Annotated in this window: 23 protein-coding genes; 5 read left to right on the top strand and 18 right to left on the bottom strand. The window is 59.3% G+C overall.

Translation table 11 applies throughout. From position 1 onward, the window contains the following. Positions 1-45: 45 nt before the first annotated feature. Positions 46-1,755, bottom strand: a complete 1,710-nt coding sequence (gene recJ / locus KGB23_RS02380) for a single-stranded-DNA-specific exonuclease RecJ (RefSeq protein WP_223429723.1) — start codon at positions 1,753-1,755, stop codon at positions 46-48. A gap of 66 nt (positions 1,756-1,821) precedes the next feature. Further along, positions 1,822-2,364 carry a YaeQ family protein gene (locus tag KGB23_RS02375; protein ID WP_007897614.1) on the bottom strand — a complete coding sequence of 181 codons (543 nt, stop codon included), beginning with the start codon at positions 2,362-2,364 and terminating at the stop codon, positions 1,822-1,824. Between the two features lie 147 nt (positions 2,365-2,511). Here KGB23_RS02375 and KGB23_RS02370 point away from each other — a divergent pair, with 147 nt between their 5' ends. Together KGB23_RS02370 and KGB23_RS02365 are read left to right on the top strand one after the other, a co-directional pair. Next, positions 2,512-3,711, top strand: a complete 1,200-nt coding sequence (locus KGB23_RS02370) for a CaiB/BaiF CoA transferase family protein (protein ID WP_223429722.1) — start codon at positions 2,512-2,514, stop codon at positions 3,709-3,711. Beyond that, entirely contained in the window at positions 3,638-4,633 is a 996-nt protein-coding gene (locus KGB23_RS02365) for a TIGR02285 family protein (protein ID WP_223429721.1), read from the top strand. Before KGB23_RS02370 ends, KGB23_RS02365 begins: the two co-directional genes overlap by 74 nt. Before the next feature lie 170 nt (positions 4,634-4,803). On the opposite strand, the gene KGB23_RS02360 is transcribed toward KGB23_RS02365, so the two are convergent. From KGB23_RS02360 to ffh, 11 genes are all read right to left on the bottom strand, one after another. Then, positions 4,804-5,091, bottom strand: a complete 288-nt coding sequence (locus KGB23_RS02360) for a DUF3509 domain-containing protein (protein ID WP_033056390.1) — start codon at positions 5,089-5,091, stop codon at positions 4,804-4,806. A gap of 162 nt (positions 5,092-5,253) precedes the next feature. Then, complete coding sequence (locus KGB23_RS02355; protein ID WP_223429720.1) at positions 5,254-6,612, bottom strand: transporter substrate-binding domain-containing protein; 1,359 nt, start codon at positions 6,610-6,612, stop codon at positions 5,254-5,256. 121 nt (positions 6,613-6,733) lie between these two features. After that, on the bottom strand, positions 6,734-8,158 hold the full coding sequence (thrC, locus tag KGB23_RS02350; RefSeq protein ID WP_223429719.1) for a threonine synthase: 1,425 nt from the start codon (positions 8,156-8,158) through the stop codon (positions 6,734-6,736). Positions 8,159-8,224: 66 nt separating this feature from the next. Next, on the bottom strand, positions 8,225-9,529 hold the full coding sequence (locus tag KGB23_RS02345; RefSeq protein WP_150654769.1) for a homoserine dehydrogenase: 1,305 nt from the start codon (positions 9,527-9,529) through the stop codon (positions 8,225-8,227). A gap of 134 nt (positions 9,530-9,663) precedes the next feature. Further along, positions 9,664-10,395 (bottom strand): DsbC family protein, encoded by a 732-nt coding sequence (locus KGB23_RS02340; protein WP_223429718.1) that lies wholly within the window; start codon positions 10,393-10,395, stop codon positions 9,664-9,666. Positions 10,396-10,678: 283 nt separating this feature from the next. Beyond that, on the bottom strand, positions 10,679-11,575 hold the full coding sequence (gene xerD / locus KGB23_RS02335; RefSeq protein ID WP_008151625.1) for a site-specific tyrosine recombinase XerD: 897 nt from the start codon (positions 11,573-11,575) through the stop codon (positions 10,679-10,681). Positions 11,576-11,674: 99 nt separating this feature from the next. After that, positions 11,675-12,025 carry a 50S ribosomal protein L19 gene (rplS, locus tag KGB23_RS02330; RefSeq protein ID WP_003175895.1) on the bottom strand — a complete coding sequence of 117 codons (351 nt, stop codon included), beginning with the start codon at positions 12,023-12,025 and terminating at the stop codon, positions 11,675-11,677. 45 nt (positions 12,026-12,070) lie between these two features. After that, positions 12,071-12,844 (bottom strand): tRNA (guanosine(37)-N1)-methyltransferase TrmD, encoded by a 774-nt coding sequence (gene trmD / locus KGB23_RS02325; RefSeq protein ID WP_154503229.1) that lies wholly within the window; start codon positions 12,842-12,844, stop codon positions 12,071-12,073. Beyond that, positions 12,826-13,362 carry a ribosome maturation factor RimM gene (rimM, locus tag KGB23_RS02320; RefSeq protein WP_008014731.1) on the bottom strand — a complete coding sequence of 179 codons (537 nt, stop codon included), beginning with the start codon at positions 13,360-13,362 and terminating at the stop codon, positions 12,826-12,828. Before rimM ends, trmD begins: the two co-directional genes overlap by 19 nt. Positions 13,363-13,367: 5 nt before the next feature. Beyond that, on the bottom strand, positions 13,368-13,619 hold the full coding sequence (rpsP, locus tag KGB23_RS02315) for a 30S ribosomal protein S16 (RefSeq protein ID WP_007944872.1): 252 nt from the start codon (positions 13,617-13,619) through the stop codon (positions 13,368-13,370). 249 nt (positions 13,620-13,868) lie between these two features. After that, the gene (gene ffh / locus KGB23_RS02310; protein WP_033056394.1) at positions 13,869-15,245 is read right to left on the bottom strand and encodes a signal recognition particle protein; all 1,377 of its coding nucleotides are present in this window, start codon (positions 15,243-15,245) and stop codon (positions 13,869-13,871) included. Positions 15,246-15,455: 210 nt separating this feature from the next. Between ffh and KGB23_RS02305 the strand changes: the two genes are divergently transcribed. From KGB23_RS02305 to KGB23_RS02295, 3 genes are all read left to right on the top strand, one after another. Further along, entirely contained in the window at positions 15,456-16,268 is an 813-nt protein-coding gene (locus tag KGB23_RS02305; RefSeq protein ID WP_150654766.1) for an inner membrane protein YpjD, read from the top strand. A 12-nt stretch (positions 16,269-16,280) separates the two neighbouring features. After that, complete coding sequence (locus KGB23_RS02300; protein WP_223429717.1) at positions 16,281-17,525, top strand: transporter associated domain-containing protein; 1,245 nt, start codon at positions 16,281-16,283, stop codon at positions 17,523-17,525. 318 nt (positions 17,526-17,843) lie between these two features. Continuing rightward, positions 17,844-19,160: an MFS transporter gene (locus tag KGB23_RS02295; protein ID WP_223429716.1), complete on the top strand. Its 1,317-nt coding sequence runs from the start codon at positions 17,844-17,846 to the stop codon at positions 19,158-19,160. 111 nt (positions 19,161-19,271) lie between these two features. Here KGB23_RS02295 and purT read toward each other — a convergent pair whose 3' ends face one another. From purT to KGB23_RS02270, 5 genes are all read right to left on the bottom strand, one after another. After that, a complete protein-coding gene (purT, locus tag KGB23_RS02290) occupies positions 19,272-20,453 on the bottom strand; it encodes a formate-dependent phosphoribosylglycinamide formyltransferase (protein WP_223429715.1) in 1,182 nt (393 codons plus the stop codon). A gap of 99 nt (positions 20,454-20,552) precedes the next feature. Then, positions 20,553-21,020, bottom strand: a complete 468-nt coding sequence (locus KGB23_RS02285; protein ID WP_223429714.1) for a VUT family protein — start codon at positions 21,018-21,020, stop codon at positions 20,553-20,555. A 39-nt stretch (positions 21,021-21,059) separates the two neighbouring features. Beyond that, on the bottom strand, positions 21,060-21,275 hold the full coding sequence (locus tag KGB23_RS02280; RefSeq protein ID WP_223429713.1) for a DUF1289 domain-containing protein: 216 nt from the start codon (positions 21,273-21,275) through the stop codon (positions 21,060-21,062). After that, complete coding sequence (locus KGB23_RS02275) at positions 21,272-21,796, bottom strand: gamma carbonic anhydrase family protein (RefSeq protein WP_095132309.1); 525 nt, start codon at positions 21,794-21,796, stop codon at positions 21,272-21,274. The genes KGB23_RS02280 and KGB23_RS02275 overlap by 4 nt, the downstream gene beginning before the upstream one ends. A 68-nt stretch (positions 21,797-21,864) precedes the next feature. Next, the gene (locus tag KGB23_RS02270) at positions 21,865-22,464 is read right to left on the bottom strand and encodes a CoA pyrophosphatase (RefSeq protein ID WP_056743377.1); all 600 of its coding nucleotides are present in this window, start codon (positions 22,462-22,464) and stop codon (positions 21,865-21,867) included. Between the last annotated feature and the right edge of the window lie 97 nt (positions 22,465-22,561).

The raw sequence follows: 22,561 nt of genomic DNA, 5'->3' as shown, positions 1-22,561 counted from the left end.
GGGGATGAGGGAGGGTTCAGATGGATTGGGTGCCAGAAGATCGCTTCAACGCGGTTCGATGTGGGCAATCATCAACTGCACCGTCTCGTTGCCACGGAACTCGTTGAGGTCGAGTTTGTAGGCCAATTCCACCCACTTGATGGTCGGATTCGGCCAGATGTCGCGGTCGATTCCGAAGGCAATGCCATCCAGTTTTACCGAACCACATTCACTCTTCAGCACCACTTTGAGGTGTCGCTCGCCGACCACCCGCTGCTCGACCAGCTGGAACACACCGTGGAACAATGGCTCCGGGAAATGTTGCCCCCATGGACCGGCATGGCGCAGGGCGCGGGCCAGTTCCAGGTGGAATTCCTCGACCGCCAGCGTGCCGTCCGACAGCAATCGCCCGGTCAGGTCTTCTTCGCGCATTTGCCTACGCACTTCCGCATCAAAGGCTTCGGCGAACAACGGAAAATTCGCTTCCGGCAGCGTCAGGCCGGCGGCCATTGCATGGCCGCCGTACTTGCTGATCAGGTTCGGATGCTGCGCGGCCACCACGCTCAGCGCGTCGCGAATATGAAAACCCTGAACCGAACGCCCCGAGCCCTTGAGCAAGCCATCGCCGGCATCGGCAAAGGCAATGGTCGGACGGAAATAGCGTTCTTTCATACGCGATGCGAGGATGCCGATGACACCCTGGTGCCACTCGGGATCGAACAGGCACAAGCCGAACGGCATCGACTCGACCGGCAAATCCTTCAGTTGAGCCAGCGCTTCACGCTGCATGCCCTGCTCGATGGATTTGCGGTCCTGGTTCATACCGTCAAGTTGAGCCGCCATTTCACGCGCCAGACCGGCGTCTTCGGTGAGCAGGCATTCGATCCCCAGGCTCATGTCATCCAGACGCCCCGCCGCGTTCAGACGCGGGCCAACAATGAAACCCAGGTCGGTAGAGGTGATGCGCGCGTGGTCACGTTTGGCGACTTCGAGGATCGCCTTGATCCCCGGCCGAGCACGCCCGGCGCGAATCCGTTCCAGGCCTTGGTGCACCAAAATCCGGTTGTTGGCATCCAGCGGTACCACGTCGGCGACGCTGCCCAGGGCCACAAGGTCCAGCAACTCGCCGATGTTCGGCTGCGGCTTGCTCTCGTACCAACCGAGGCTGCGCAAGCGCGCACGCAGGGCCATCAGCACATAGAAAATCACCCCGACGCCGGCCAGCGCCTTGCTCGGGAACTCGCAACCTGGCTGGTTGGGATTGACGATGGCATCGGCCAACGGCAACTCTTCACCGGGCAAGTGGTGATCGGTGACCAACACCTGGAGCCCGGCCTTTTTCGCCGCCGCCACGCCTTCAACGCTGGAGATGCCGTTGTCCACAGTGATCAGCAACTGTGGTGTACGAGTCAGCGCCACTTCAACGATTTCCGGCGTCAGGCCGTAGCCGTACTCGAATCGGTTCGGCACCAAATAGTCGACGTGCGCCGCGCCAAGCAGGCGCAAGCCCAACATGCCCACGGTACTGGCTGTCGCGCCATCGGCGTCGAAGTCACCGACGATCAGAATCCGCTGACGCTGCTCCAGTGCCGTCACCAGCAAATCCACCGCGGAATCGATGCCTTTGAGTTGCTGGTACGGAATCAACCGCGCCAGGCTCTTGTCCAGTTCAGCCTCCGACAGCACGCCCCGCGCCGCGTACAGACGGGTCAGCAGCGGCGGCAGATCACCGAGGAATGGCAGGGTGTCGGGCAACAGGCGAGGTTCGATGCGCATGGGGTGACAGGTGCTTCTCTTGAATACGTAGGATAAAAACGGGTAACGCTGACCAGCAGCGAGTAATCAGCCGCGTTCGCCGCTCAGCCACTGCAACTGGACTTCGTGCTGACCACGGTCGTCGGTGACGAAAATCGTCCCTTCGCTGATCATCACATCCCACTTGATAACCCGCGGCATGTCTTTGGCCAGGGTTTCCAACACTTCCTGCGGAACAGCAGCGATGTGCACGTTTTTCAGGTTCTTGATCGCCGGGATCACTTTGGTCTCCCAGACGCGCAGGCTGCCGTAAGCCAGCAGGCTGGTGCGTTCGGTGCGACGCGAGCACCACGTCAGGCGATCGGCGTCTGGCTGGCCGACTTCGATCCAGTGCAGGACACGGTCGTCCAGGCTCTTTTCCCACAGGGCAGGTTCGTCCACGTCTGACAGACCGCGACCGAACGACAACTGCTCGTTGTACCAGAAGGCGTAGGCCAGCAGCCGCACGGTCATGCGCTCTTCGGTTTCCGAAGGGTGGCGGGCGATGGTCTGCTTCACGCTCTCGTACACGCTGCGATCGAGGTCGGTAAGGTTCAGTTCAAACTTGTAGGTCGTGGACGGCTGGGCCATGAACGGGCTTCTTGATACGGGGAAAGGCGGCAAGTCTAACCGATGCGGTAGGCAATCCACGAATTGAAGGCGATCAACCTTGGTCGTCTGACGTTCGGCTATGTTAAAACCCTGTATCCGCTCAACCTTTGTCCTACAGGATCCAGCATGCCGCTCACCGGAAAACCGCTCTCAGGTCTGAAAGTCATTGAATTGGGAACGCTGATCGCCGGGCCGTTTGCCTCGCGCATTTGCGGCGAGTTCGGTGCCGAGGTGATCAAAATCGAGTCCCCGGATGGCGGCGATCCGTTGCGCAAATGGCGAAAACTGTATGAAGGCACCTCGCTGTGGTGGTTCGTCCAGGCGCGCAACAAAAAATCCCTGACCCTGAACCTCAAACACCCCGAGGGCCTGGCGATCCTGAAAAAACTGCTCAGCGAAGCGGACATTCTGATCGAGAATTTTCGCCCGGGCGTGTTGGAAAAACTCGGTCTGGGCTGGGACGTCTTGCACGCTCTGAACCCGAAACTGGTGATGGTGCGTCTCTCGGGTTTCGGTCAGACCGGACCGATGAAGGATCAGCCAGGCTTTGGTGCCGTCGGTGAATCCATGGGCGGTCTGCGTTACATCACCGGGTTCGAAGACAGACCACCGGTGCGCACCGGGATTTCCATTGGTGACTCGATTGCCGCGCTCTGGGGCGTGATCGGCGCATTAATGGCCCTGCGTCATCGCGAGGTTAACGGTGGCCTCGGCCAAGTCGTGGATGTGGCGCTGTATGAAGCGATCTTCGCCATGATGGAAAGCATGGTCCCCGAGTTCGACGTGTTCGGCTTCATCCGCGAGCGCACCGGCAACATCATGCCGGGCATCACGCCCTCCTCGATCCACACCAGTGCCGACGGCAAACATGTGCAGATCGGCGCCAATGGCGACGCGATCTTCAAACGCTTCATGCTGATCATTGGTCGCGAGGACTTGGCCAATGACCCTGTATTGGCGAGCAACGACGGACGCGATAGCCGTCGCGACGAGATTTATGGGGTGATTGATCGCTGGGTCAATTCGCTGCCGCTGGACACCATCATCGAGCAGTTGAATCAGGCCGACGTACCGGCCAGCCGGATCTTCAGTGCTGAAGATATGTTCAGTGATCCGCAGTACCTGGCTCGGGAAATGTTCCTGAAGGCCAAGTTGCCGGACGGCAAAGATTTCAAGATGCCGGGAATCGTGCCGAAACTATCAGAGACACCCGGCACTTCGGAATGGGTCGGGCCGCAGTTGGGCGAACACAATGCGCAGGTACTCAACGATCTTGGTTACGACAAGGAACAGATCGCAAAACTGCGTGAAGACGGGGCCATCTAAGCTGAGGCGCCTGCTTGCGCGGCCCATCAACCACTGCCTGACACGCGACGGACGAGCATTGTGCGCGTTCGCCTTTTTCCTGTTGCTCGCCGGCCAGGCTCAGCCAACGTTGGCGCAACCGAAGGAAACCCTGGTCTGGCTGTTGCGCGACCTTCCACCGCTGATGATTTTCGAAGGATCGAAAAAGGGCCAGGGCGTCATCGATCAACTGTTACCGCTGCTGATCGCCCGCATGCCGCAATATGAACACTCCCTGATGCGAGTCAATCGCGCTCGTGGCTTGCAAATGCTCCACGAGCCATCCCTCACGTGCGATGCAGCGCTGAACTGGAGCAAGGAGCGCGATAGCTGGATCGCGTTTTCCATTCCAGTGTTTCGGGCCATGAGTAATGGCCTGGCCGTGCGGCGTGTTGATCGCGAGGTGCTGGCGCCCTTTATCAAGGACGGCGAAGTGGACCTGGCGGCCCTGCTGGCCAGTGGCCGCGAGAAACTGGGCATAATTGCCGAGCGCAACTACGGCGAATATCTCGACGCGCTACTCAAACAAGCGCCAGCCAACTCACTGACCCTCCACTACGGTAACGATGCCTTGGGCAGCCTGTTGCAAATGCAACGCCTGGGGCGCTTGCGGATGCTGCTGGGGTACCGCTCGGAGATCCGCTACCAGGCCCAGCAGCAAGGGATCGCGGAAGATGAATTGCAGTTCTACCCGATTAGCGGCACGGGCAAATACCTGTCCGGTTACATCGGCTGTACCGACACCCCCCAGGGCAGGCAGGCAATCATCGAGATCAACCAACTGCTGCGCACCCTGCCCCACGATCATTTGAGCGAGGCATATGCCGCCTGGCTGGACCCCGAAAGTCGCAGCGACTACCTGGAAGCCAGTCGTGCATTTTTCCTGCAGCAGGCCGAGCAATGACAAATCGCAGGCAAAAAGAAACCCCGAGAAGTGGGGAGACGACTCGGGGTTAAACGTGGCCTATATAAAGACCAGTAACAGCAAGCTACAAGCACCGGAGCACAATGCTTGATCCTGCTGTTACATGGTCTGACTGACCTAAGCGCAGGAAGGTTCCCACAAAAAACAATTCAATTTCGGTTGGCCAGGATCTTGTCCTGAGCAGCATTACGTAACGCCGCGATGACGCAGGGCTCCAGCCGACCTTCGGCGATCAGCACGTCGCGATGCAATCCGTCGACGACATCCGTCAACAGACGTTTGCTGGTCAACTGGGCCTGATTGAACGCCCGCTCGACCACGATCGCACCGGTCGCATTCTTAAGTGTCACCAGGCATTCGCCATGGGTCCCCGACGGGGTCAACGTTACCTGATACGGGCTCAGAGCTTCACCGAGCAATAGACTGATACTTTCCATCTCGATCACCACTCAATAGTCCGAAAACAAAGTGCCTGGGGCGTGCCTACAGTAAATGACCACTGGCTCGAGAATAAAGTTCTGGATACCGATTGCTGGTGAACCTGCGCCGCGGGTCAATAGAGCATGCACGGCCAAGATGACAGATAAAAAACAGCCGCGTCACGCCTGCGTCTTACGCTTGCCAATATCGGTCCATCCTCCCAGCAGGCCCCGCAATTGTCCGTCGGCACCGTAAAAAGGCACCGTCCACTGATAGACATGCCTGACGCCGTTGTTGAACATCAATTGACGCTCAGTGAAGCGCGTCTTGCGCGTACCGAGTTGGGCCATGAACTCTGCATGCAGCAGTTCAGCGGTTTCTTTGGGCAAGACGTCCAGCTCAATCAGCTGTCGTCCCTGAACCTGGTCGAAACGGGTCGACAAGCCCTCCTCATAACTTTTGTTGCACATGATCAAACGCCCCTCCAGATCACGAACAAACATCGGATCGGGCATGGCGTCCATCAACGCATGCTGGAAGGCAAGCTGATCACTCAGACTTTTCTCGGCATCCAGGCGCTGCTGGATCAATACCGTGAGCCGTCGGTTCCAGAGCAGGGACATCAGGCCGAACAGACTGACGATTACCATTCCCCAGCAGCCCCACTCGGCGAGTCGGTGCCAGACGCCGGACACCTTGACCGGGGCAATCCCATTGAGCCATTTCAGGCGAATGGCGCGCAATTCGGCAGGATCAAGCGCCTCAAGCGCCTTGTTGAGGATGCTCGACAGCTGAGGCTGACCTTTGCGTACGGCCAAGTGGTCCGCCTCCCATTTGCCCTCCACCGTATACCCGACCTTGAGCTGCCCGGACGGATAGAGTTGTGCTCCGGTTTCGTTTTCGATGGTGGCATAGGCCTCACCGCTCTCGACCAGCGCCCGGGCCTCCGCGTAGGTTTTAACCGAGCGCAGCTCAATGTCGGGATAGTCGCGGCGAATCGTGGCCTCCAGCGCATGCCGGGTTGGCAACACCAGAACCCTTCCCGACAGCTGCTCCAGGGATTGCACCTCTGGCGCCCCGGCCCGCCCAACGAACACCCAGCCAGCGCCACCGAACGCATGACTGAAATCCAGAAACGTCTTGCGTTCGTCATTCATCGCCAGCGTCGTGCTCATGTCCGCTACGCCACTTTCCAGTCGCCCGAGCAACTGATCGGTGGAAAACGATTCTTCGTGAACAAACTGCAATCCCGTCATCACGCTGATGCGGTTGAGCAGATCATTGTTCAAGCCGCTCCATTGGCCGTGCTTATCCTTGAACAGGTACAGCGGGTATTGCACCGATGCGACGATGACTTTTGAATGCTCGGCAATCCATTTCAACTCTTGAGCATCCAGCTCGATCCTTAGGCCAGCAACCGATCCTTTGGAATCGGTCGCCGCCAATTGCGACGCGCTCCCCCATTGAGCAAAGCCCAGGGCGCCGACTAAAAAAAACATCCAGCACGCGGCTGGTTTTAACCCTCTGAAAAACAGCATTGCCACTTCCTTCGTGATCAACTCGCCCGTCCTTCATGGGGCGAAAACCCGACAAGTGTGGCACGCAGAAATGAGAAAGCCCGTCAGGAGACGGGCTTCAAAATGTGACAGTTTTAATCGGTTACAAAGGCTTGCCGCGGTTGCCATGCTTGCTGACAAAGGCCTGCACGGCTTTCAGATCATTTGGCAGCACGGTGCAGCGCTCATCTCGCTCAAACAAATCAGAAAGATGTGCAGGTAGTTCGAGCGCTTTTCCTACGCCAGCTTTTTCCACTGCGTCCGGGAATTTGACCGGATGCGCCGTACCGAGGATCACCATCGGGATATCCAGGCTGCGACGGCACTCGCGCGCCGCCTTCACGCCGATAGCGGTGTGCGGATCCAGCAGTTCGCCGGTTTGCTCAAAAACTTCGGCAATGGTTTCGCAGGTTTGAGCGTCATCCACGGCCAGCGAATCGAACAGCTTGCGGGCTTCGGTCCAGCGCTCCTCTTCGACGCTGAAACCGCCACCTTGCTTGAAGGTGTCCATCAAGCCGGCAATCGCTGCGCCGTTGCGACCGTGCAGGTCGAACAGCAGGCGTTCGAAGTTCGACGACACCATGATGTCCATCGACGGCGACAGCGTGGCGTGCAGGGTGTCCTTGACGTACTGATTGCCGCTCATGAAACGGTGCAGGATGTCGTTGCGGTTGGTGGCGACGATCAACTGGTTGATCGGCAGGCCCATGTTGCGCGCCAGGTAACCGGCGAAAATGTCGCCGAAGTTGCCGGTCGGCACCGAGAACGATACCGAACGTGCCGGGCCGCCCAACTGCAGCGCTGCGTGGAAGTAGTAAACGATCTGGGCCATGATCCGCGCCCAGTTGATCGAGTTCACGGCCACCAGACGCGTGCCTTTGAGGAAGCTCTGGTCGGCGAAGCTGGCCTTGACCATTTCCTGGCAATCATCGAAGTTGCCTTCGATGGCGATGTTATGGATGTTCTCGCCAAAGATGGTGGTCATCTGGCGACGCTGCACTTCGGACACGCGGTTGTGCGGGTGCAGGATGAAGATGTCGACGTTTTCGCAGTGCTTGCAGCCTTCGATGGCCGCCGAACCGGTGTCGCCGGAGGTGGCGCCGACAATCACTACGCGCTCACCGCGTTTTTCCAGCACGTAGTCAAGCAGACGACCCAGCAGCTGCAAAGCGAAGTCTTTGAACGCGAGAGTCGGGCCGTGGAACAGCTCCAGCACCCATTCGTTGCCGTTCAGCTGACGCAGCGGTGCCACGGCGTTGTGGGAAAACACGCCGTGCTCTGAAGAAGAGTAGGTCTCTTCCAGAATCTTTTTGAAATCGGCGTCAGGGATGCTGCCGCCAACGAACGGGCGCATCACCCGGAAGGCCAACTCGTGATACGGCAGGCCGGCCCAGGAGGCGATTTCTTCCTGGGTGAAACGTGGCAGGTTTTCCGGGACGTACAGACCGCCGTCGGTGGCGAGACCGGCCAGCAGGACATCTTCGAAATTCAGGGCCGGTGCCTGGCCGCGGGTACTGATATAACGCATGACTGGCTCCAATAGACAGTGTTCGCAATGCCGGGCCCGCGTGCGAGCCCGGTGAACGATAACGGCTTAGTTCAGGTGCTCGACGCGGATCCGTACGACCGGGCCGACCACGCCTTCCAAGGCCTCCAGGGCGGTGATCGCGTCGTTCATGTGCTGTTCCAGCACACGGTGCGTCAGCAGGATCATCGGCACCAGGCCGTCGTGTTCTTCGACTTCCTTCTGCATGATCGATTCGATGTTGATGCCGCGCTCCGACAGGATGCTCGCCACCTGCGCCAACACGCCCGGATGGTCCTTGGCCTGGATGCGCAGGTAATAGGAGCTTTCGCAGGCCTCGATCGGCAGGATCGGGTGAGCCGACAGCGAATCCGGCTGAAAGGCCAGGTGCGGTACGCGGTTTTCCGGGTCGGAAGTCATGGCGCGAACCACGTCCACCAGGTCGGCGATCACCGACGAAGCGGTCGGCTCCATACCAGCGCCAGCGCCGTAGTACAGGGTCGAACCCGCGGCATCACCGTTGACCATCACCGCGTTCATCACGCCGTTGACGTTGGCGATCAGGCGATCGGCAGGAATCAGCGTCGGGTGCACGCGCAACTCGATACCGGCCGCCGTGCTGCGCGCCACGCCCAGGTGCTTGATGCGATAGCCCAGCGCTTCGGCGTAGTTCACGTCAGCGGTGGTCAGCTTGGTGATGCCTTCGGTGTAGGCCTTGTCGAACTGCAGCGGAATGCCGAACGCGATCGACGCCAGGATCGTCAGCTTGTGGGCCGCGTCGATGCCTTCAACGTCGAAGGTCGGATCGGCCTCGGCGTAACCCAGGGCTTGCGCCTCGGCGAGTACGTCTTCGAAGGTGCGACCCTTCTCACGCATTTCGGTAAGGATGAAGTTACCGGTGCCGTTGATGATGCCGGCGACCCAGTTGATGCGGTTGGCCGACAGGCCTTCACGGATCGCCTTGATCACCGGAATGCCACCGGCCACGGCGGCTTCGAACGCAACAATCACGCCCTTCTCCCGGGCCTTGGCGAAAATTTCATTACCGTGAACGGCGATCAACGCCTTGTTCGCGGTCACAACATGCTTTCCGTTCTCGATCGCTTTGAGTACCAGCTCGCGGGCAACGGTGTAGCCGCCCATCAGCTCTATGACGATGTCGATCTCAGGGTTCGTGGCCACTTCGAAGACATCGTTGGTAATCGCAATACCGGTCGTCTGGAACTGAGGCTTTGGCGTGCGCATGGCAATTTGTGCCACTTCGATTCCACGCCCGGCACGACGAGCAATTTCCTCGGCGTTACGCTGAAGTACGTTGAAGGTACCGCCACCGACGGTCCCTAACCCACAGATGCCTACTTTGACCGGTTTCACTGTGAACTCCCCATAAAACGGCCGACTCAAGGCCGGCCGTGAAAACAACCGCATACTCGCGGTTCTCTATTAATGGCCCGGCGAATGCTGCCGCCGAACCATGATCGTCAATGGCTGACCGTGACGATGCGAATTTACTTCGCGCCCAGTGCCAGTTTGGCGACTTGTGGCGCAGGCTGGTAGCCCGGAATGACTTGGCCGTCGGCCAAAACGATGGCCGGTGTACCGTTCACGCCGATCGACTGACCGAGGGAGAACTGCTTGGAAACCGGGTTATCGCACTTGGCGGCCTTGATTTCCTTGCCGTCGACCATCTTGTCCATGGCGGCTTTCTTGTCTTTCGAGCACCAGACCGCTTGCAGCTGTTCATCACCCGGCGAGCCAAGGCCCTGACGCGGGAATGCGACGTAACGCACTTCGATGCCGCGCTTGTTCAGCTCAGGCACTTCGGCGTGCAGCTTGTGGCAGTACGGGCAGGTGGTATCGGTAAACACGGTGATGTGCGATTTGGTTTCGCCGATCGCCGGGTAGACCACGGTTTCAGCCACTGGAATTTCGTTGATCAGTTTGGAAATGCCCAGGCGTTCGGTCTTTTCGGTCAGGTTGACCGGTTTGCCGTCCTTGAGCTGGAACAGGTAACCCTGAACGACGTACTGGCCGTCGGCACTGGCATAGAGTACGCGACTGCCCTTGAGTTTGACTTCGTACAGACCTGGCAACGGGCTGGCAGTGATGGTTTCTACCGGCACGTCGAGCTGGAGGTTTTCCAGGCTTTTACGAATGGCTTTGTCGGCCGCGTCATCGGCGACGGCAAAGGTGCTGACCAACGCAATGGCTGCGGCGGCGAAAGTCTGGGTCAGACGCATGAGAACTCCTGAAGGCGGACAAATGGGACGATCAGAACGCCCGTGCCGAAACACCGGGTCATAAACGCCCATCGTGCAAACTGGCAAAGCCTACCACATAAGGCCCTCGTGGCGAGGGGGCTTGTCGGAACGCCGCACCGCCCCGTTGGGTTGCGAAGCAGCCCCATTTTGACGATCTCAAGCAGCCAGATAGACCGGGGTGTGAGACTTGACGACTGCTGCGCAGCCGAACGGGGGCAAGCCCCCTCGCCACAGGTCAGCATTTTCATTCCTGGAGCTGCGCTTATCCGCGCGGGTGGTGTTTGGCGTGCAGGTCCTGCAAACGGGCGCGGGCGACGTGGGTGTAGATCTGCGTGGTCGACAGATCGCTGTGGCCGAGCAGCATTTGCACCACCCGCAAGTCCGCGCCATGGTTGAGCAAGTGCGTGGCGAAGGCATGGCGCAAGGTGTGCGGCGAGAGCGACTTGCCGATCCCGGCAACCTTGGCCTGGTGCTTGATGCGATGCCAGAAGGTCTGCCGAGTCATCTGCTCGCCGCGCTGGCTGGGGAACATGACATCGCTGGGACGCCCGCCGAGCAGCTCCTGGCGGCCATCGCGCAGGTAACGCTCGACCCAGACAATCGCCTCCTCGCCCATCGGCACCAGCCGCTCCTTGCTGCCCTTGCCCATCACTCGCAGCACACCTTGGCGCAGATTGACCTGCTCCAGCGTCAGGCTGATCAGCTCCGTCACACGCAAGCCACAGGCATAAAGCACTTCGAGCATGGCGCGGTCGCGTTGGCCGATGGCTTCGCTCAGGTCAGGTGCTTTTAACAAGGCCTCCACATCCGCTTCCGACAAGGACTTAGGCAATGGCCTACCCAGCTGCGGCATGTCGACACGCAAGGTCGGATCGACGGCAATCAGCTTTTCCCGCAGCAAATAGCGATAGAAGCCACGCACGCCGGAGAGAAATCGCGCCGTCGAGCGGGGTTTGTAGTTTTGCTCCAGACGCCAGGCCAAGTGATCGAGGATCAATTCGCGGCCGGCATTGATCAACTCCAGCCCTTTTTCCTGCAGCCAGCCGTTGAACAGGGCCAAGTCGCTGCGATAGGCATCGCGGGTGTTATCGGAAAGACCTTTCTCCAGCCACAGAGCGTCGAGGAATTGGTCTATCAGTGGATGATCGATGGCGGGCATAAAGGCTCAGGCAAGACCGACAGTACGGCCAGGGAAGATAAATCGCAGGCAACAAAAAAGCAGCCCGTAGGCTGCTTTTTTCTGCATCGGAAGCTGGACTTAAGCCAGTTTTTCCTTGATGCGAGCTGCTTTACCGGACAGGTCACGCAGGTAGTACAGCTTGGCTTTACGTACGTCACCGCGACGTTTAACGGCCATGCTGTCGATTTGCGGGCTGTAGGTCTGGAAAGTACGCTCTACGCCAACACCGTTGGAGATTTTACGAACGGTGAAAGCACTGTTTACGCCGCGGTTACGCTTGGCGATAACAACACCTTCGAACGCTTGCAGACGCGAACGGTCGCCTTCCTTCACTTTCACCTGAACGACAATGGTGTCGCCCGGGGCAAAGGTAGGGATCTCTTTGGTCATCTGCTCTGCTTCGAGTGCAAGGATGATTTTGTTAGTCATGCTGTGCTCCTAAGGTAAATCGTCGGATCTACCATCGATACGTTGTTAACTATCGTCCCGCTCGCGGATGTATTCCTCGAGCAGCTTCTTCTCTTCTCCAGAAAGCGAGCGGCTTTCCAGAAGATCGGCGCGTCGTTCAAAGGTCCTACCAAGGGACTGCTGTAAACGCCAACGCCGGATATGCGCGTGATTGCCACTTAGCAACACGTCGGGAACACGCTGATCCGCATACACCTCCGGTCGGGTGTAGTGCGGGCAATCCAGCAAACCATCCGTAAAGGAATCTTCCTCGGCGGAGTCCGCATGCCCTAAAGCTCCAGGCAGCAGTCGTGTAACCGCATCGATCAGGACCATCGCCGGCAGCTCGCCGCCAGACAGTACATAGTCACCAATCGACCACTCTTCATCGACATGAGCCTCTATAAAACGCTCGTCAATGCCTTCATAGCGGCCGGCAATCAGGATCAATGCATCCAGATTCGCCAACTCGCGTACCGCCGACTGAGTCAGTTGACGGCCTTGGGGGGACAGGTAAATTACCTTCGCCGCCTCCCCGGCTGCTGCCTTGGCCTGAACCAACGCATCTTCCAGGGGCTTGATCTTCATCACCATGCCCGGACCACCGCCAAATGGGCGATCGTCCACAGTGTGATGTCGATCCGTCGTGTAGTCTCGCGGATTCCAACAGGTGAGCTGCAAGAGCCCCTGTTTCACCGCACGACTGGTGATGCCGTACTCGCTGATGGCGGAGAACATCTCGGGAAACAAACTGATCACTTCTACGCGCAAGTTAGCCACGCTTAGAAGTCCGCATCCCATTCCACCTTCATCTCGCCTGCGGCAAGGTCGACGGCCAACACGCATTGCTCCGTATAGGGCAACAGGCGTTCGCGATCATCCAGGCTGCCAGCGCAAGGCTTGACCACCATTACATCATTGGCGCCGGTTTCCAGAAGATGATCGATTTTCCCAAGCAATTGCCCGAGTTGATCAATGACCTTCAGACCTTCCAGCTGGTACCAGTAGTACTCGCCGTCGGTCAATTCAGGGAACAGGTTGCGCGGCACGCAGATCTCATAACCGGCCAGAAGACGCGCTTCTTCACGATCATCAAGACCCTTGAGCTTTGCGACCAGGAACTTGTCGTTCCCACGTCCGCTGACCAGCTCAACCTGTTTCACATTACCTTCGCGCTTGAGCGTCCAGGTTTTGTACTGCAACAGGTTTTCAGTCGGATCAGTAAAGGAATACACCTTCACTTCGCCGCGAACGCCATGAACCGAATAAATTTTGCCGATAACGATCAAATCATCAGCAACAGCTGGCGTCGCGTTCATATTGCTCAGGCCGCAGCCTTAGCCGCGTCCTTCAACAACTGAGCAACACGCTCAGATGGTTGTGCACCAACGCTCAGCCAGTAGGCTACGCGCTCTTGGTTCACGGACAGACGGACTTCTTGACCACGAGCAACAGGGTTGAAGAAACCAACCTGTTCTTTGTGCGAACCGTCGCGCGGGTTGCGGCTGTCGGTTACGGTCAAGTGGTAAAACGGGCGCTTTTTGGAGCCGCCAAGGGCAAGACGGATTGTTAGCATGTGAACATCGTTCCTGTAGTCGGTGCTGCAAATCTAAAGGCACAGCGGGCATAGGTGCCCGAAAGGCCGCATATTCTAAGGAATATCCGGACTTTTGCAAATGACTTTTTCCGGCGGCCTTTCAGTCGCCATCAAGATTTGCTATAGAGCCGTCGTTGAAAACGGCCAGTCAGCTCCCGCCAAGCGCGGGTTTGCTGGAGATCCCACTTCCGTGTGAGAGGTGCAAGGGCAAGCCCTTGCGTGAATTCTTTACATTCTCGGCATGCCGCCGCCGGGCAACATACCGCCCATGCCGCGCATCATTTTGGCCATTCCGCCTTTCGCGGAGAACTTCTTCATCATCTTCTGCATCTGCTTGTGCTGCTTGATCAAGCGGCCGATGTCCTGCACCTGAGTGCCGGAACCCATGGCGATCCGGCGTTTGCGCGAACCGCTGATCATCTCAGGGTCGCGGCGCTCGGCCGGGGTCATGGAATTGATGATGGCTTCCATCTGCTTGAATTGTTTCTCTGCCGCGCCTTGGGCGTTGCCCATCTGCGCCAGGTTCATACCGGGCATGTTTGGCAGTTTATCCATGAGGCCGCCGAGGCCGCCCATGTTTTTCATCTGTTGCAGCTGATCGCGGAAGTCTTCGAGGTCGAAGCCCTTGCCCTTCTTCAGCTTCTTGGCCAGTTTGTCGGCCTTGTCCTTGTCGAGGGTCTGCTCGGCCTGCTCGATCAGGCTGAGTACGTCGCCCATACCAAGGATGCGCGAAGCAATACGCTCCGGGTGGAACGGTTCAAGCGCGTCGCTCTTCTCGCCCATACCGATGAACTTGATCGGCTTGCCGGTGATGGCGCGAACCGACAGCGCGGCACCGCCACGGGCATCGCCGTCGACCTTGGTCAGGATCACACCGGTCAGCGGCAGCGCGTCGCCGAAGGCCTTGGCCGTGTTGGCAGCGTCCTGACCGGTCATGGCGTCAACCACGAACAGCGTTTCGACTGGGTTGATCGCGGCATGCAGAGCCTTGATCTCGCCCATCATCTCTTCATCGATGTGCAGGCGACCGGCGGTATCGACGATGACCACGTCGATGAATTTCAGTTTTGCTTCTTTAATAGCTGCTTGCGCGATGTCGACCGGCTTCTGGCTCAGGTCGGACGGGAAGAAGGTAACGCCGACTTCACCCGCGAGCATTTCCAGCTGCTTGATCGCTGCCGGACGGTAAACGTCCGCAGACACGACCATGACCGACTTCTTCTTGCGCTCTTTAAGGAAGCGCGCGAGTTTGCCGGCGGTGGTGGTTTTACCCGCACCCTGCAAACCGGCCATCAGCACGACGGCGGGAGGAACGGCGCTCAGGTTCAAGTCTTCGTTGGCCGCACCCATCAGGCTTTCGAGTTCGGCCTGGACGATCTTCACGAAGGCCTGGCCCGGCGTCAGGCTGCGCGACACCTCGGTGCCGACGGCGCGTTCCTTGACCGAATTGACGAAGTCTTTCACCACCGGCAAGGCGACGTCGGCTTCGAGCAACGCCATGCGCACTTCGCGCAGGGTGTCTTTGATGTTGTCTTCGGTCAGCTTGGCCTTGCCGGTGACATGGCGCAGCGTCTGCGAGAGACGGTCGGTTAAGTTTTCAAACATTGCGCGATCCTTTCAGGCCCTGTGTAGACCGGGATAATGGCGGCCCAGACCGGAATAAACATGTGCTCGGCGAGCCTGCGGCGTGGGCAGGTCGCGGATTATAGCGAAGACTGCGTCTGGCGGACACCTCGTCGTCAGGTTGCATGGTCTTTCGTGCTGCGGGGGTTCTATGCCAAACTCAGCGCCTTTCGGGCTTGCCTAACAGGATTTATGCTCCCCTTGTCACCCAGTTTGCTAGCTACCCTCGCCGCCGCCTGCTTATATGCCGCTGCGACCCTCTATCAGGGCACTCGTCTGGCCACCGGCGCCAAGGCGAACAAACGCCTGCTGGTCACGCTCGGCGTGCTCGCCGTGCTGGCTCATAGCGCCAGTCTGTTCACCCACCTGCTGACACCGATTGGCCTGGGCCTGGATTTTTTCAGCGCCGCCAGCCTGATTGCCGCGGCGGTGATTGCCCTGACCCTGCTGGCCTGCTCGCGGATCCCGGTGGAAAACCTGCTTGTATTGCTGTTCCCGCTCGGCGCCGCCACCGTGCTGCTCGCACAGTTCGCCCCCGCCGGCACCGTGCAGATCATCGACGAAGAACCGGGCATCCTCGCCCACATCCTGCTGTCGATCCTCGCCTATGGCATGTTCACCATCGCGGTATTCCAGGCGTTGCTGCTGCTGGTTCAAGACCATCAGCTCAAGCACAAACACCCGTCGGGCCTGATCAAGAACTTCCCGCCGCTGCAAACCATGGAAAGCCTGCTGTTCGGTTTCCTCTGGGCCGGCTGGACCCTGCTGTCGCTGTCGCTGATCTCCGGCTGGCTGTTCGTCGACAACCTGTTCGCCCAGCACCTGGTGCACAAAACCTTGCTGGCGTGCATCGCCTGGATCGTCTTCAGCGTGCTGCTATGGGGCCGTAATCGCCTCGGCTGGCGCGGACACAAGGCCATTCGCTGGACCCTCGCCGGTTTCTGCCTGCTGATGCTGGCGTATTTCGGCAGTAAGCTGGTTCGTGAATACATCCTGCATATCTGACGGGCGGCATTAATGGACGACTTGCCCATAGGGCCGATGCTCGCGGTAGTGGCCCTGCTGATTTTATGGTCGGGGCTGTTTACCGCCATCGAAGCTGCGCAACAGCACTTGCTCGCCCAGCGAACCGCTTCGCGTTCGAGCGACAAACCGGTGGCAAAGCTGAGCTTTTCGCTCAATAGCCTGATCTTTTGCAACACCCTGTGCCGCGCACTGGTCGTGGTCATCAGCACCTTGCTGGCGATTTTCACTTGGGCGGAAAACGGTCCATGGGTGGCCTGCCTGGGGGCTGGCGCCGTGCTTCTGGTGTTCGCCGACTACCTGCCGCGTACCCTCGCCGTCCGTTATCCGGACGCCGTCCTGGCCCTGGGCAACACCTTGCTTGGCGCACCACTGAAAATCATCTATCCCGCCGCCTGGTTGCTCAATGGCATAAGCCAGCTGCTGATGCGACCGTTCGCCCGCAAAGTCAACGTGGTGCAGCAGAGCGAAGACGAGGCCCCGAACGATCGGCACGACGATCACGAACACGCCGTCTGCCGCCCACACCCGCTGTCAGGCATCCATGCGCTGGACAACATCACGGTCAACGACATTCTGGTGCCACGCAGTGACGTCGACGGGGTCAACCTGGACGACTCCCTCGAGGAAATCATCGAGCAGCTTCGCGCCAATAAACGCACGCGCTTGCCGGTTTTCCACAGCGACATCAATCAGGTCGAGGCGGTACTCAATACCCGGCAGATCCGCCATCTGCTGTCCGACGCCAGCCTGACCCGAGAGGCACTGCTGGCAGCCTGTCACGACCCCTACTTCGTGCCGGAAAGCACCCCGCTGCAACTGCAGCTGTTGAATTTCCACAAACAACAGCGACGCCTGGGCATGGTGGTCGACGAGTATGGCGAAGTGCTCGGTGTCGTGACTCTGGAAGACATTCTCGAAGAAATCGTCGGCGAGTTCGAAAGCCAGCACAGCCTGGACAACCCGCACATCCATCCACAGGCCGATGGCCGCCTGGTGATCGAAGGGGCGGCGTCGATTCGCGAACTGAACAAGAGCCTGGGCTGGCACTTGCCGAGCGACGGTCCGAAAACCCTCAACGGGTTGGTGACCGAGGCGCTGGAAACGATTCCGGACAGTGCGGTATGCCTGAAGATCGGGCGTTATCGGCTGGAGATTCTGGAGACCGAGGAGAATCGCGTTACTCGGGTGTTGATCTGGCATACCAGTTCGACGCCTGCGATTGCTTCTATCCGTTAGACAGTTAAAAGATCGCAGCCTCGCTTCGCTCGACAACTTGTAGGAGCTGTCGAGCGAAGCGAGGCTGCGATCTTTTTCAAAACTATGCCCTTGTTCGATCGATAGCTGCCTTCCTATAATCGAGCCGCTTACCCAAGCCCCGCCGCACCACGTGCTTACCCCGCACGCAGCAGGTTCCGGCCAGACCATCGGCAATATCCGCACCACACCGACGACTGTTCCTACCTTGAACAGCGGCCGCGCCTCACTCCCACATCCCTGGGTGTTCGACCATAATAATTCGCTCCACTGGGGCACATGACTGTCAGGGATAACCGCATGACGACCAGCACGACTTATAACGACACCGCGCCTGCGCATCCGACGAACTCCGCCACCCGCGTGGCGACCGCGAGTTTCATCGGCACCGCCATCGAGTTCTACGACTTCTACGTCTATGCCACTGCCGCTGCACTGGTGATCGGTCCGGTGTTCTTTCCGCAAACCTCCGGCACGGCCCAGATGCTGTCGGCGTTTCTCACCTTCGGCATCGCCTTCCTGGCTCGACCGCTGGGATCGGCGCTTTTCGGCCACTTCGGTGACCGTATCGGGCGCAAATCGACACTGGTTGCCTCGCTGCTGCTGATGGGCGTGTGCACCACACTGATCGGCGTGCTCCCGGGTTACGACAGCATTGGGGCCTGGGCGCCGATCCTGCTCTGCGTGCTGCGCTTCGGCCAAGGCCTGGGACTCGGCGGTGAATGGGGCGGCGCGGCGCTGCTGGCGACGGAGAATGCGCCGAAGGGCAAACGCGCCTGGTTCGGCATGTTCCCGCAGCTTGGCCCCTCGATCGGCTTCCTCGCGGCCAACGGCCTGTTTCTTACGCTGGCAATGACCCTGAACGACGAGCAGTTCCGCTCGTGGGGCTGGCGGATTCCGTTCCTGCTCAGTGCCGCGCTGGTGATGGTCGGTCTGTACGTGCGCCTCAAGCTTCACGAAACCCCGGTGTTTGCCAACGCAATGGCTCGCCAGGAGCGGGTAAAGATCCCGTTGGTCGAGCTGTTCAGCCAATACTGGGCGCCGATGTTGCTGGGTGCCGGGGCGATGGTGGTGTGCTACGCGCTGTTCTATATCTCGACGGTGTTTTCGCTGAGTTATGGCGTAACGACGCTCGGCTACACCCGCGAAACCTTCCTCGCGCTGCTGTGCTTCGCCGTGCTGTTCATGGCCGCCGCTACGCCGCTGTCGGCTTGGGCCAGCGATCGTTACGGGCGTAAACCGGTGCTGATCATCGGCGGTGTACTGGCGATTCTGTCCGGCTTCCTGATGGAGCCGCTGCTGACCCAAGGTTCGACCTGGGGCGTGGCGCTGTTCCTGTGCATCGAGCTGTTTCTGATGGGCGTAACGTTTGCGCCGATGGGCGCGCTGCTGCCGGAGTTGTTTCCAACCCACGTGCGTTATACCGGTGCGTCGGCGGCCTACAACCTGGGCGGCATTGTCGGAGCCTCGGCGGCGCCGTTCTTCGCACAGAAGCTGGTGGCGATGGGTGGCTTGAGTTATGTCGGCGGGTATGTGTCGGGGGCGGCGGTGCTGAGCTTGATTGCCGTGCTGTGCCTGAAGGAAACGCGCGATAACGATCTGAATCGGGTGGCCTGAAGAAAAAGCAAAAACTTCGCGAGCAAGCCCGCTCCCACAGGGGATCGCGTTCTAACAGAAAGAATGCGTTCCAATGTGGGAGCGGGCTTGCTCGCGAATGGCGCGACTCGGTTACAGCTCTACAACAACAGCCTGGGAAGCGCGGGTCGCTTTAGCGCGAGCAGCGTCAATCGACTCATCACGCGCCAACGCCACACCCATCCGACGCTGACCATTGACCTCAGGCTTGCCGAACAGACGCAATGCCGTATCCGGCTCGCTCAACGCAGCACCAAGATTGGCGAAAGCCGTCTGAGTCGACTGCCCTTCCACCAGAATCACCGCCGAAGCCGATGGACCGAACTGACGGATCAATGGAATCGGCAGGCCCAGAATCGCCCGTGCGTGCAGCGCGAACTGCGACAGGTCCTGGGAAATCAACGTCACCAGACCGGTGTCATGTGGACGCGGCGAGACTTCGCTGAACCAGACTTGATCGCCTTTGATGAACAGCTCAACACCAAACAGACCTCGGCCACCCAAGGCTTCAGTGACGGCTTTGGCAACGCGCTCGGATTCGGCCAGGGCAATCGGGCTCATGGCTTGTGGCTGCCAGGATTCCTGATAGTCGCCCTTCTCCTGACGGTGGCCGACTGGCGCGCAGAACGTAGTGCCACCAACGTGACGCACGGTCAACAGGGTGATTTCGTAGTCGAAGTCGATAAAGCCTTCGATGATCACGCGGCCTTTACCGGCACGGCCGCCTTCTTGAGCGTAATCCCAGGCTTTCTGCACGTCATCGATGCTACGCAGCAGGCTCTGGCCTTTACCCGAGGAACTCATCACGGGCTTGACCACGCACGGGAAGCCCAGGTCCTGAACGGCCTTGCTGTAATCCTCGAAGGAGTCGGCGAAGTGGTACGGCGAGGTCGGCAGGTCCAGCTCTTCAGCGGCCAGGCGACGGATGCCTTCACGGTTCATGGTCAACTGCGCGGCGCGAGCAGTCGGGATCACGGTGAAGCCTTCGGCTTCCAGTTCCACGAGGGTCGCGGTGGCAATGGCTTCGATTTCCGGCACGATGAAATGCGGCTTTTCGGCTTCGATTACCGCACGCAGGGCAGCGCCGTCGAGCATGTTGATCACATGGCTGCGATGGGCAACCTGCATGGCAGGCGCATTGGCGTAGCGGTCCACGGCAATCACTTCAACACCCAGCCGTTGCAGCTCGATCACCACTTCCTTGCCCAACTCGCCACAGCCACACAGCAATACGCGGGTCGCGGTTGGCGACAATGGAGTTCCGATACGGGTCATCTCAGGTCCTCAAGAAGCGGATCATCGAGGGTCGCTGCGCCTGGCACGCGCCCCATGGGGAGAAAGCGCGGCATTTTACATGAACCTGCGGGTTTGGCTTCAGCTGACGACGGCCTGTTTGCGTATGCGCCAGGCCATGAGCAACCATACGGCCGTCACGCCGGCGAACTTCGAGCCCATGGCGGTGAGGATCACGCCTGGAGTGAACGCATCGATCATGCCGAAGAAAATGAAGGTATCGAGAGGAATGCTCAGGGCCGAACTTATCCACAAGCGGTCGTGCAAGGGACGCTTGGTGATGCTGAACACCAGCCAATCGATGCATTCGGACACCGCGAACGCCGTAGCGCTGGCCAGCGCGATGGAGGGATCGGACGTCACGTAGGACAACACCAGCGCTGCCAGCATCGCCACGATCGCGCCATGGCCGAAACGGATTTGCACCATGTCGCGCAAAACGAACACCAAACCACCCCAGGCCGACCAGATGATGTCCAGGTGCGGAGCGGTGGAAAAGGCATAGTTGATCAGCACGACGCTGCTGATGTAAGCGATCAGGAAGAGCATGGGGCGGCGGGATACCTGTCAATTTGGCGCACAGGGTACCTACAGGTCTGGTGTTTTGCCTAGCATCCAGAGAATGCCACTCGATTTGGCCCGCTCATGACACAACCCCAACACCTTGCGGCGCTCTTCGTTGTCCATCCGGCTCCAGCGCGTGATCTCTTCCACCGTGCGCTGACACCCGGTGCAAATGTCATCGTCGTCCAACGCGCAAATGTTCACGCAGGGCGATAGCACCGGCCGTTCAGTGGCGCTCATTCTTCCTGCTCAACCAGATCGCGGGCATAGCGCTGCGAGTTATGCACATAGTGACGGGCGCTGGCCTCCAGCATTTTTTTCTGCGGTTCGGTCAGCTCGCGCACCACTTTGCCGGGGGAGCCCATGACCAGCGAACCGTCTGGAATCTCCTTGCCCTCCCCGATCAGTGAGTTGGCGCCGATGATGCAGTTCTTGCCGATTTTCGCGCCGTTGAGGATCACCGCATTAATCCCGATCAAGCTGTAATCGCCCACCGTGCAGCCATGAAGCATGGCGTTATGGCCGATAGTCACGCCGGTGCCGATCGTCAGCGGGTAACCCATGTCGGTGTGCATCACCGTGCCGTCCTGGACGTTGCTGTTCTTGCCGATCAGGATCAGTTCGTTGTCGCCACGCAGCACAGCGTTGAACCAGACGTTGGCGCCCTCCTCCAGTTTGACCTTACCCACCAGCACGGCATTGGGTGCGACCCAGCTCTGCGGATGGGTTTCGACGCGGGCGTCGCCCAGGCGATATTTCATCTTATTGTCCTCAAGGCCAGGCTGGCTCACTTGCAAAAAGCGGGGTTCACGCCATACGGGCGATGGCTTCAGGTGTTGATAAACGTCTTGGGTGGCTGGTGCAGGCTGATTTTGGCGTCATAGAGCAGGTTGATCAACTCGACGATCATAATCGCCGTCAGGCCCCAGATTTTGTACTCGCCATAACGATAGCTCGGCACGTACCAACTGCGACCCTGGTAATCGATGCGATGGGTGTGTTCGCGTGGGTCCTTGCGGAAGAACTCCAGCGGTACGCTGAAGACTGCGGCAATCTCGGCATCGTTGGCCCGGTACTCGACAAAGTCCGGAATCACACCGACATAGGGTGTGACCTTGATGCCGTGCAGGGAGATCAATGGGCTCAGCGGGCCGATCACTTCGACCAGCCCGGGCGGCAGGCCGATTTCTTCTTCGGCTTCGCGCAGGGCGGTGAAAATAAGATCAGGGTCTTCCGGGTCGCGTCGCCCGCCGGGAAAGGCGACTTCGCCGCCATGGGTCGAGAGCCCGCTGGCGCGCAGGGTCAGAACCAGTTCCGGTTCGTCACTGCGAGTGATGGGCACCAGTACCGCGGCTTCAGGGAAACGCTTGTCGGTTTCCAGTGTGCGAGGGGTGTGGTTGCTTACTCGATGCAGTAGCTCGTCCAGCATGAGTCTTCTCGATTTGTTCTCTATCTCGCATCATGCACCAATCGAACCGACCGCCCAACCCCATAACCACTGCATGTCGCTAAACGACAACTTGCCG

It is taken from the genome of Pseudomonas sp. GL-B-26 (assembly GCF_019947405.1).
Taxonomy (GTDB): Bacteria; Pseudomonadota; Gammaproteobacteria; order Pseudomonadales; family Pseudomonadaceae; genus Aquipseudomonas.
This window is presented reverse-complemented; position numbering and strand designations above follow the sequence as displayed.

Coding starts and splice junctions, on each gene's coding strand:
- recJ (WP_223429723.1), bottom strand. CDS start 1,755: ATGCGCATCGAACCTCGCCTGTTGCCCGACACCCTGCCATTCCTCGGT.
- KGB23_RS02375 (WP_007897614.1), bottom strand. CDS start 2,364: ATGGCCCAGCCGTCCACGACCTACAAGTTTGAACTGAACCTTACCGAC.
- KGB23_RS02370 (WP_223429722.1), top strand. CDS start 2,512: ATGCCGCTCACCGGAAAACCGCTCTCAGGTCTGAAAGTCATTGAATTG.
- KGB23_RS02365 (WP_223429721.1), top strand. CDS start 3,638: ATGCGCAGGTACTCAACGATCTTGGTTACGACAAGGAACAGATCGCAA.
- KGB23_RS02360 (WP_033056390.1), bottom strand. CDS start 5,091: ATGGAAAGTATCAGTCTATTGCTCGGTGAAGCTCTGAGCCCGTATCAG.
- KGB23_RS02355 (WP_223429720.1), bottom strand. CDS start 6,612: ATGCTGTTTTTCAGAGGGTTAAAACCAGCCGCGTGCTGGATGTTTTTT.
- thrC (WP_223429719.1), bottom strand. CDS start 8,158: ATGCGTTATATCAGTACCCGCGGCCAGGCACCGGCCCTGAATTTCGAA.
- KGB23_RS02340 (WP_223429718.1), bottom strand. CDS start 10,395: ATGCGTCTGACCCAGACTTTCGCCGCCGCAGCCATTGCGTTGGTCAGC.
- xerD (WP_008151625.1), bottom strand. CDS start 11,575: ATGCCCGCCATCGATCATCCACTGATAGACCAATTCCTCGACGCTCTG.
- rplS (WP_003175895.1), bottom strand. CDS start 12,025: ATGACTAACAAAATCATCCTTGCACTCGAAGCAGAGCAGATGACCAAA.
- trmD (WP_154503229.1), bottom strand. CDS start 12,844: ATGGGATGCGGACTTCTAAGCGTGGCTAACTTGCGCGTAGAAGTGATC.
- rimM (WP_008014731.1), bottom strand. CDS start 13,362: ATGAACGCGACGCCAGCTGTTGCTGATGATTTGATCGTTATCGGCAAA.
- rpsP (WP_007944872.1), bottom strand. CDS start 13,619: ATGCTAACAATCCGTCTTGCCCTTGGCGGCTCCAAAAAGCGCCCGTTT.
- ffh (WP_033056394.1), bottom strand. CDS start 15,245: ATGTTTGAAAACTTAACCGACCGTCTCTCGCAGACGCTGCGCCATGTC.
- KGB23_RS02305 (WP_150654766.1), top strand. CDS start 15,456: ATGCTCCCCTTGTCACCCAGTTTGCTAGCTACCCTCGCCGCCGCCTGC.
- KGB23_RS02300 (WP_223429717.1), top strand. CDS start 16,281: ATGGACGACTTGCCCATAGGGCCGATGCTCGCGGTAGTGGCCCTGCTG.
- KGB23_RS02295 (WP_223429716.1), top strand. CDS start 17,844: ATGACGACCAGCACGACTTATAACGACACCGCGCCTGCGCATCCGACG.
- purT (WP_223429715.1), bottom strand. CDS start 20,453: ATGACCCGTATCGGAACTCCATTGTCGCCAACCGCGACCCGCGTATTG.
- KGB23_RS02285 (WP_223429714.1), bottom strand. CDS start 21,020: ATGCTCTTCCTGATCGCTTACATCAGCAGCGTCGTGCTGATCAACTAT.
- KGB23_RS02280 (WP_223429713.1), bottom strand. CDS start 21,275: ATGAGCGCCACTGAACGGCCGGTGCTATCGCCCTGCGTGAACATTTGC.
- KGB23_RS02275 (WP_095132309.1), bottom strand. CDS start 21,796: ATGAAATATCGCCTGGGCGACGCCCGCGTCGAAACCCATCCGCAGAGC.
- KGB23_RS02270 (WP_056743377.1), bottom strand. CDS start 22,464: ATGCTGGACGAGCTACTGCATCGAGTAAGCAACCACACCCCTCGCACA.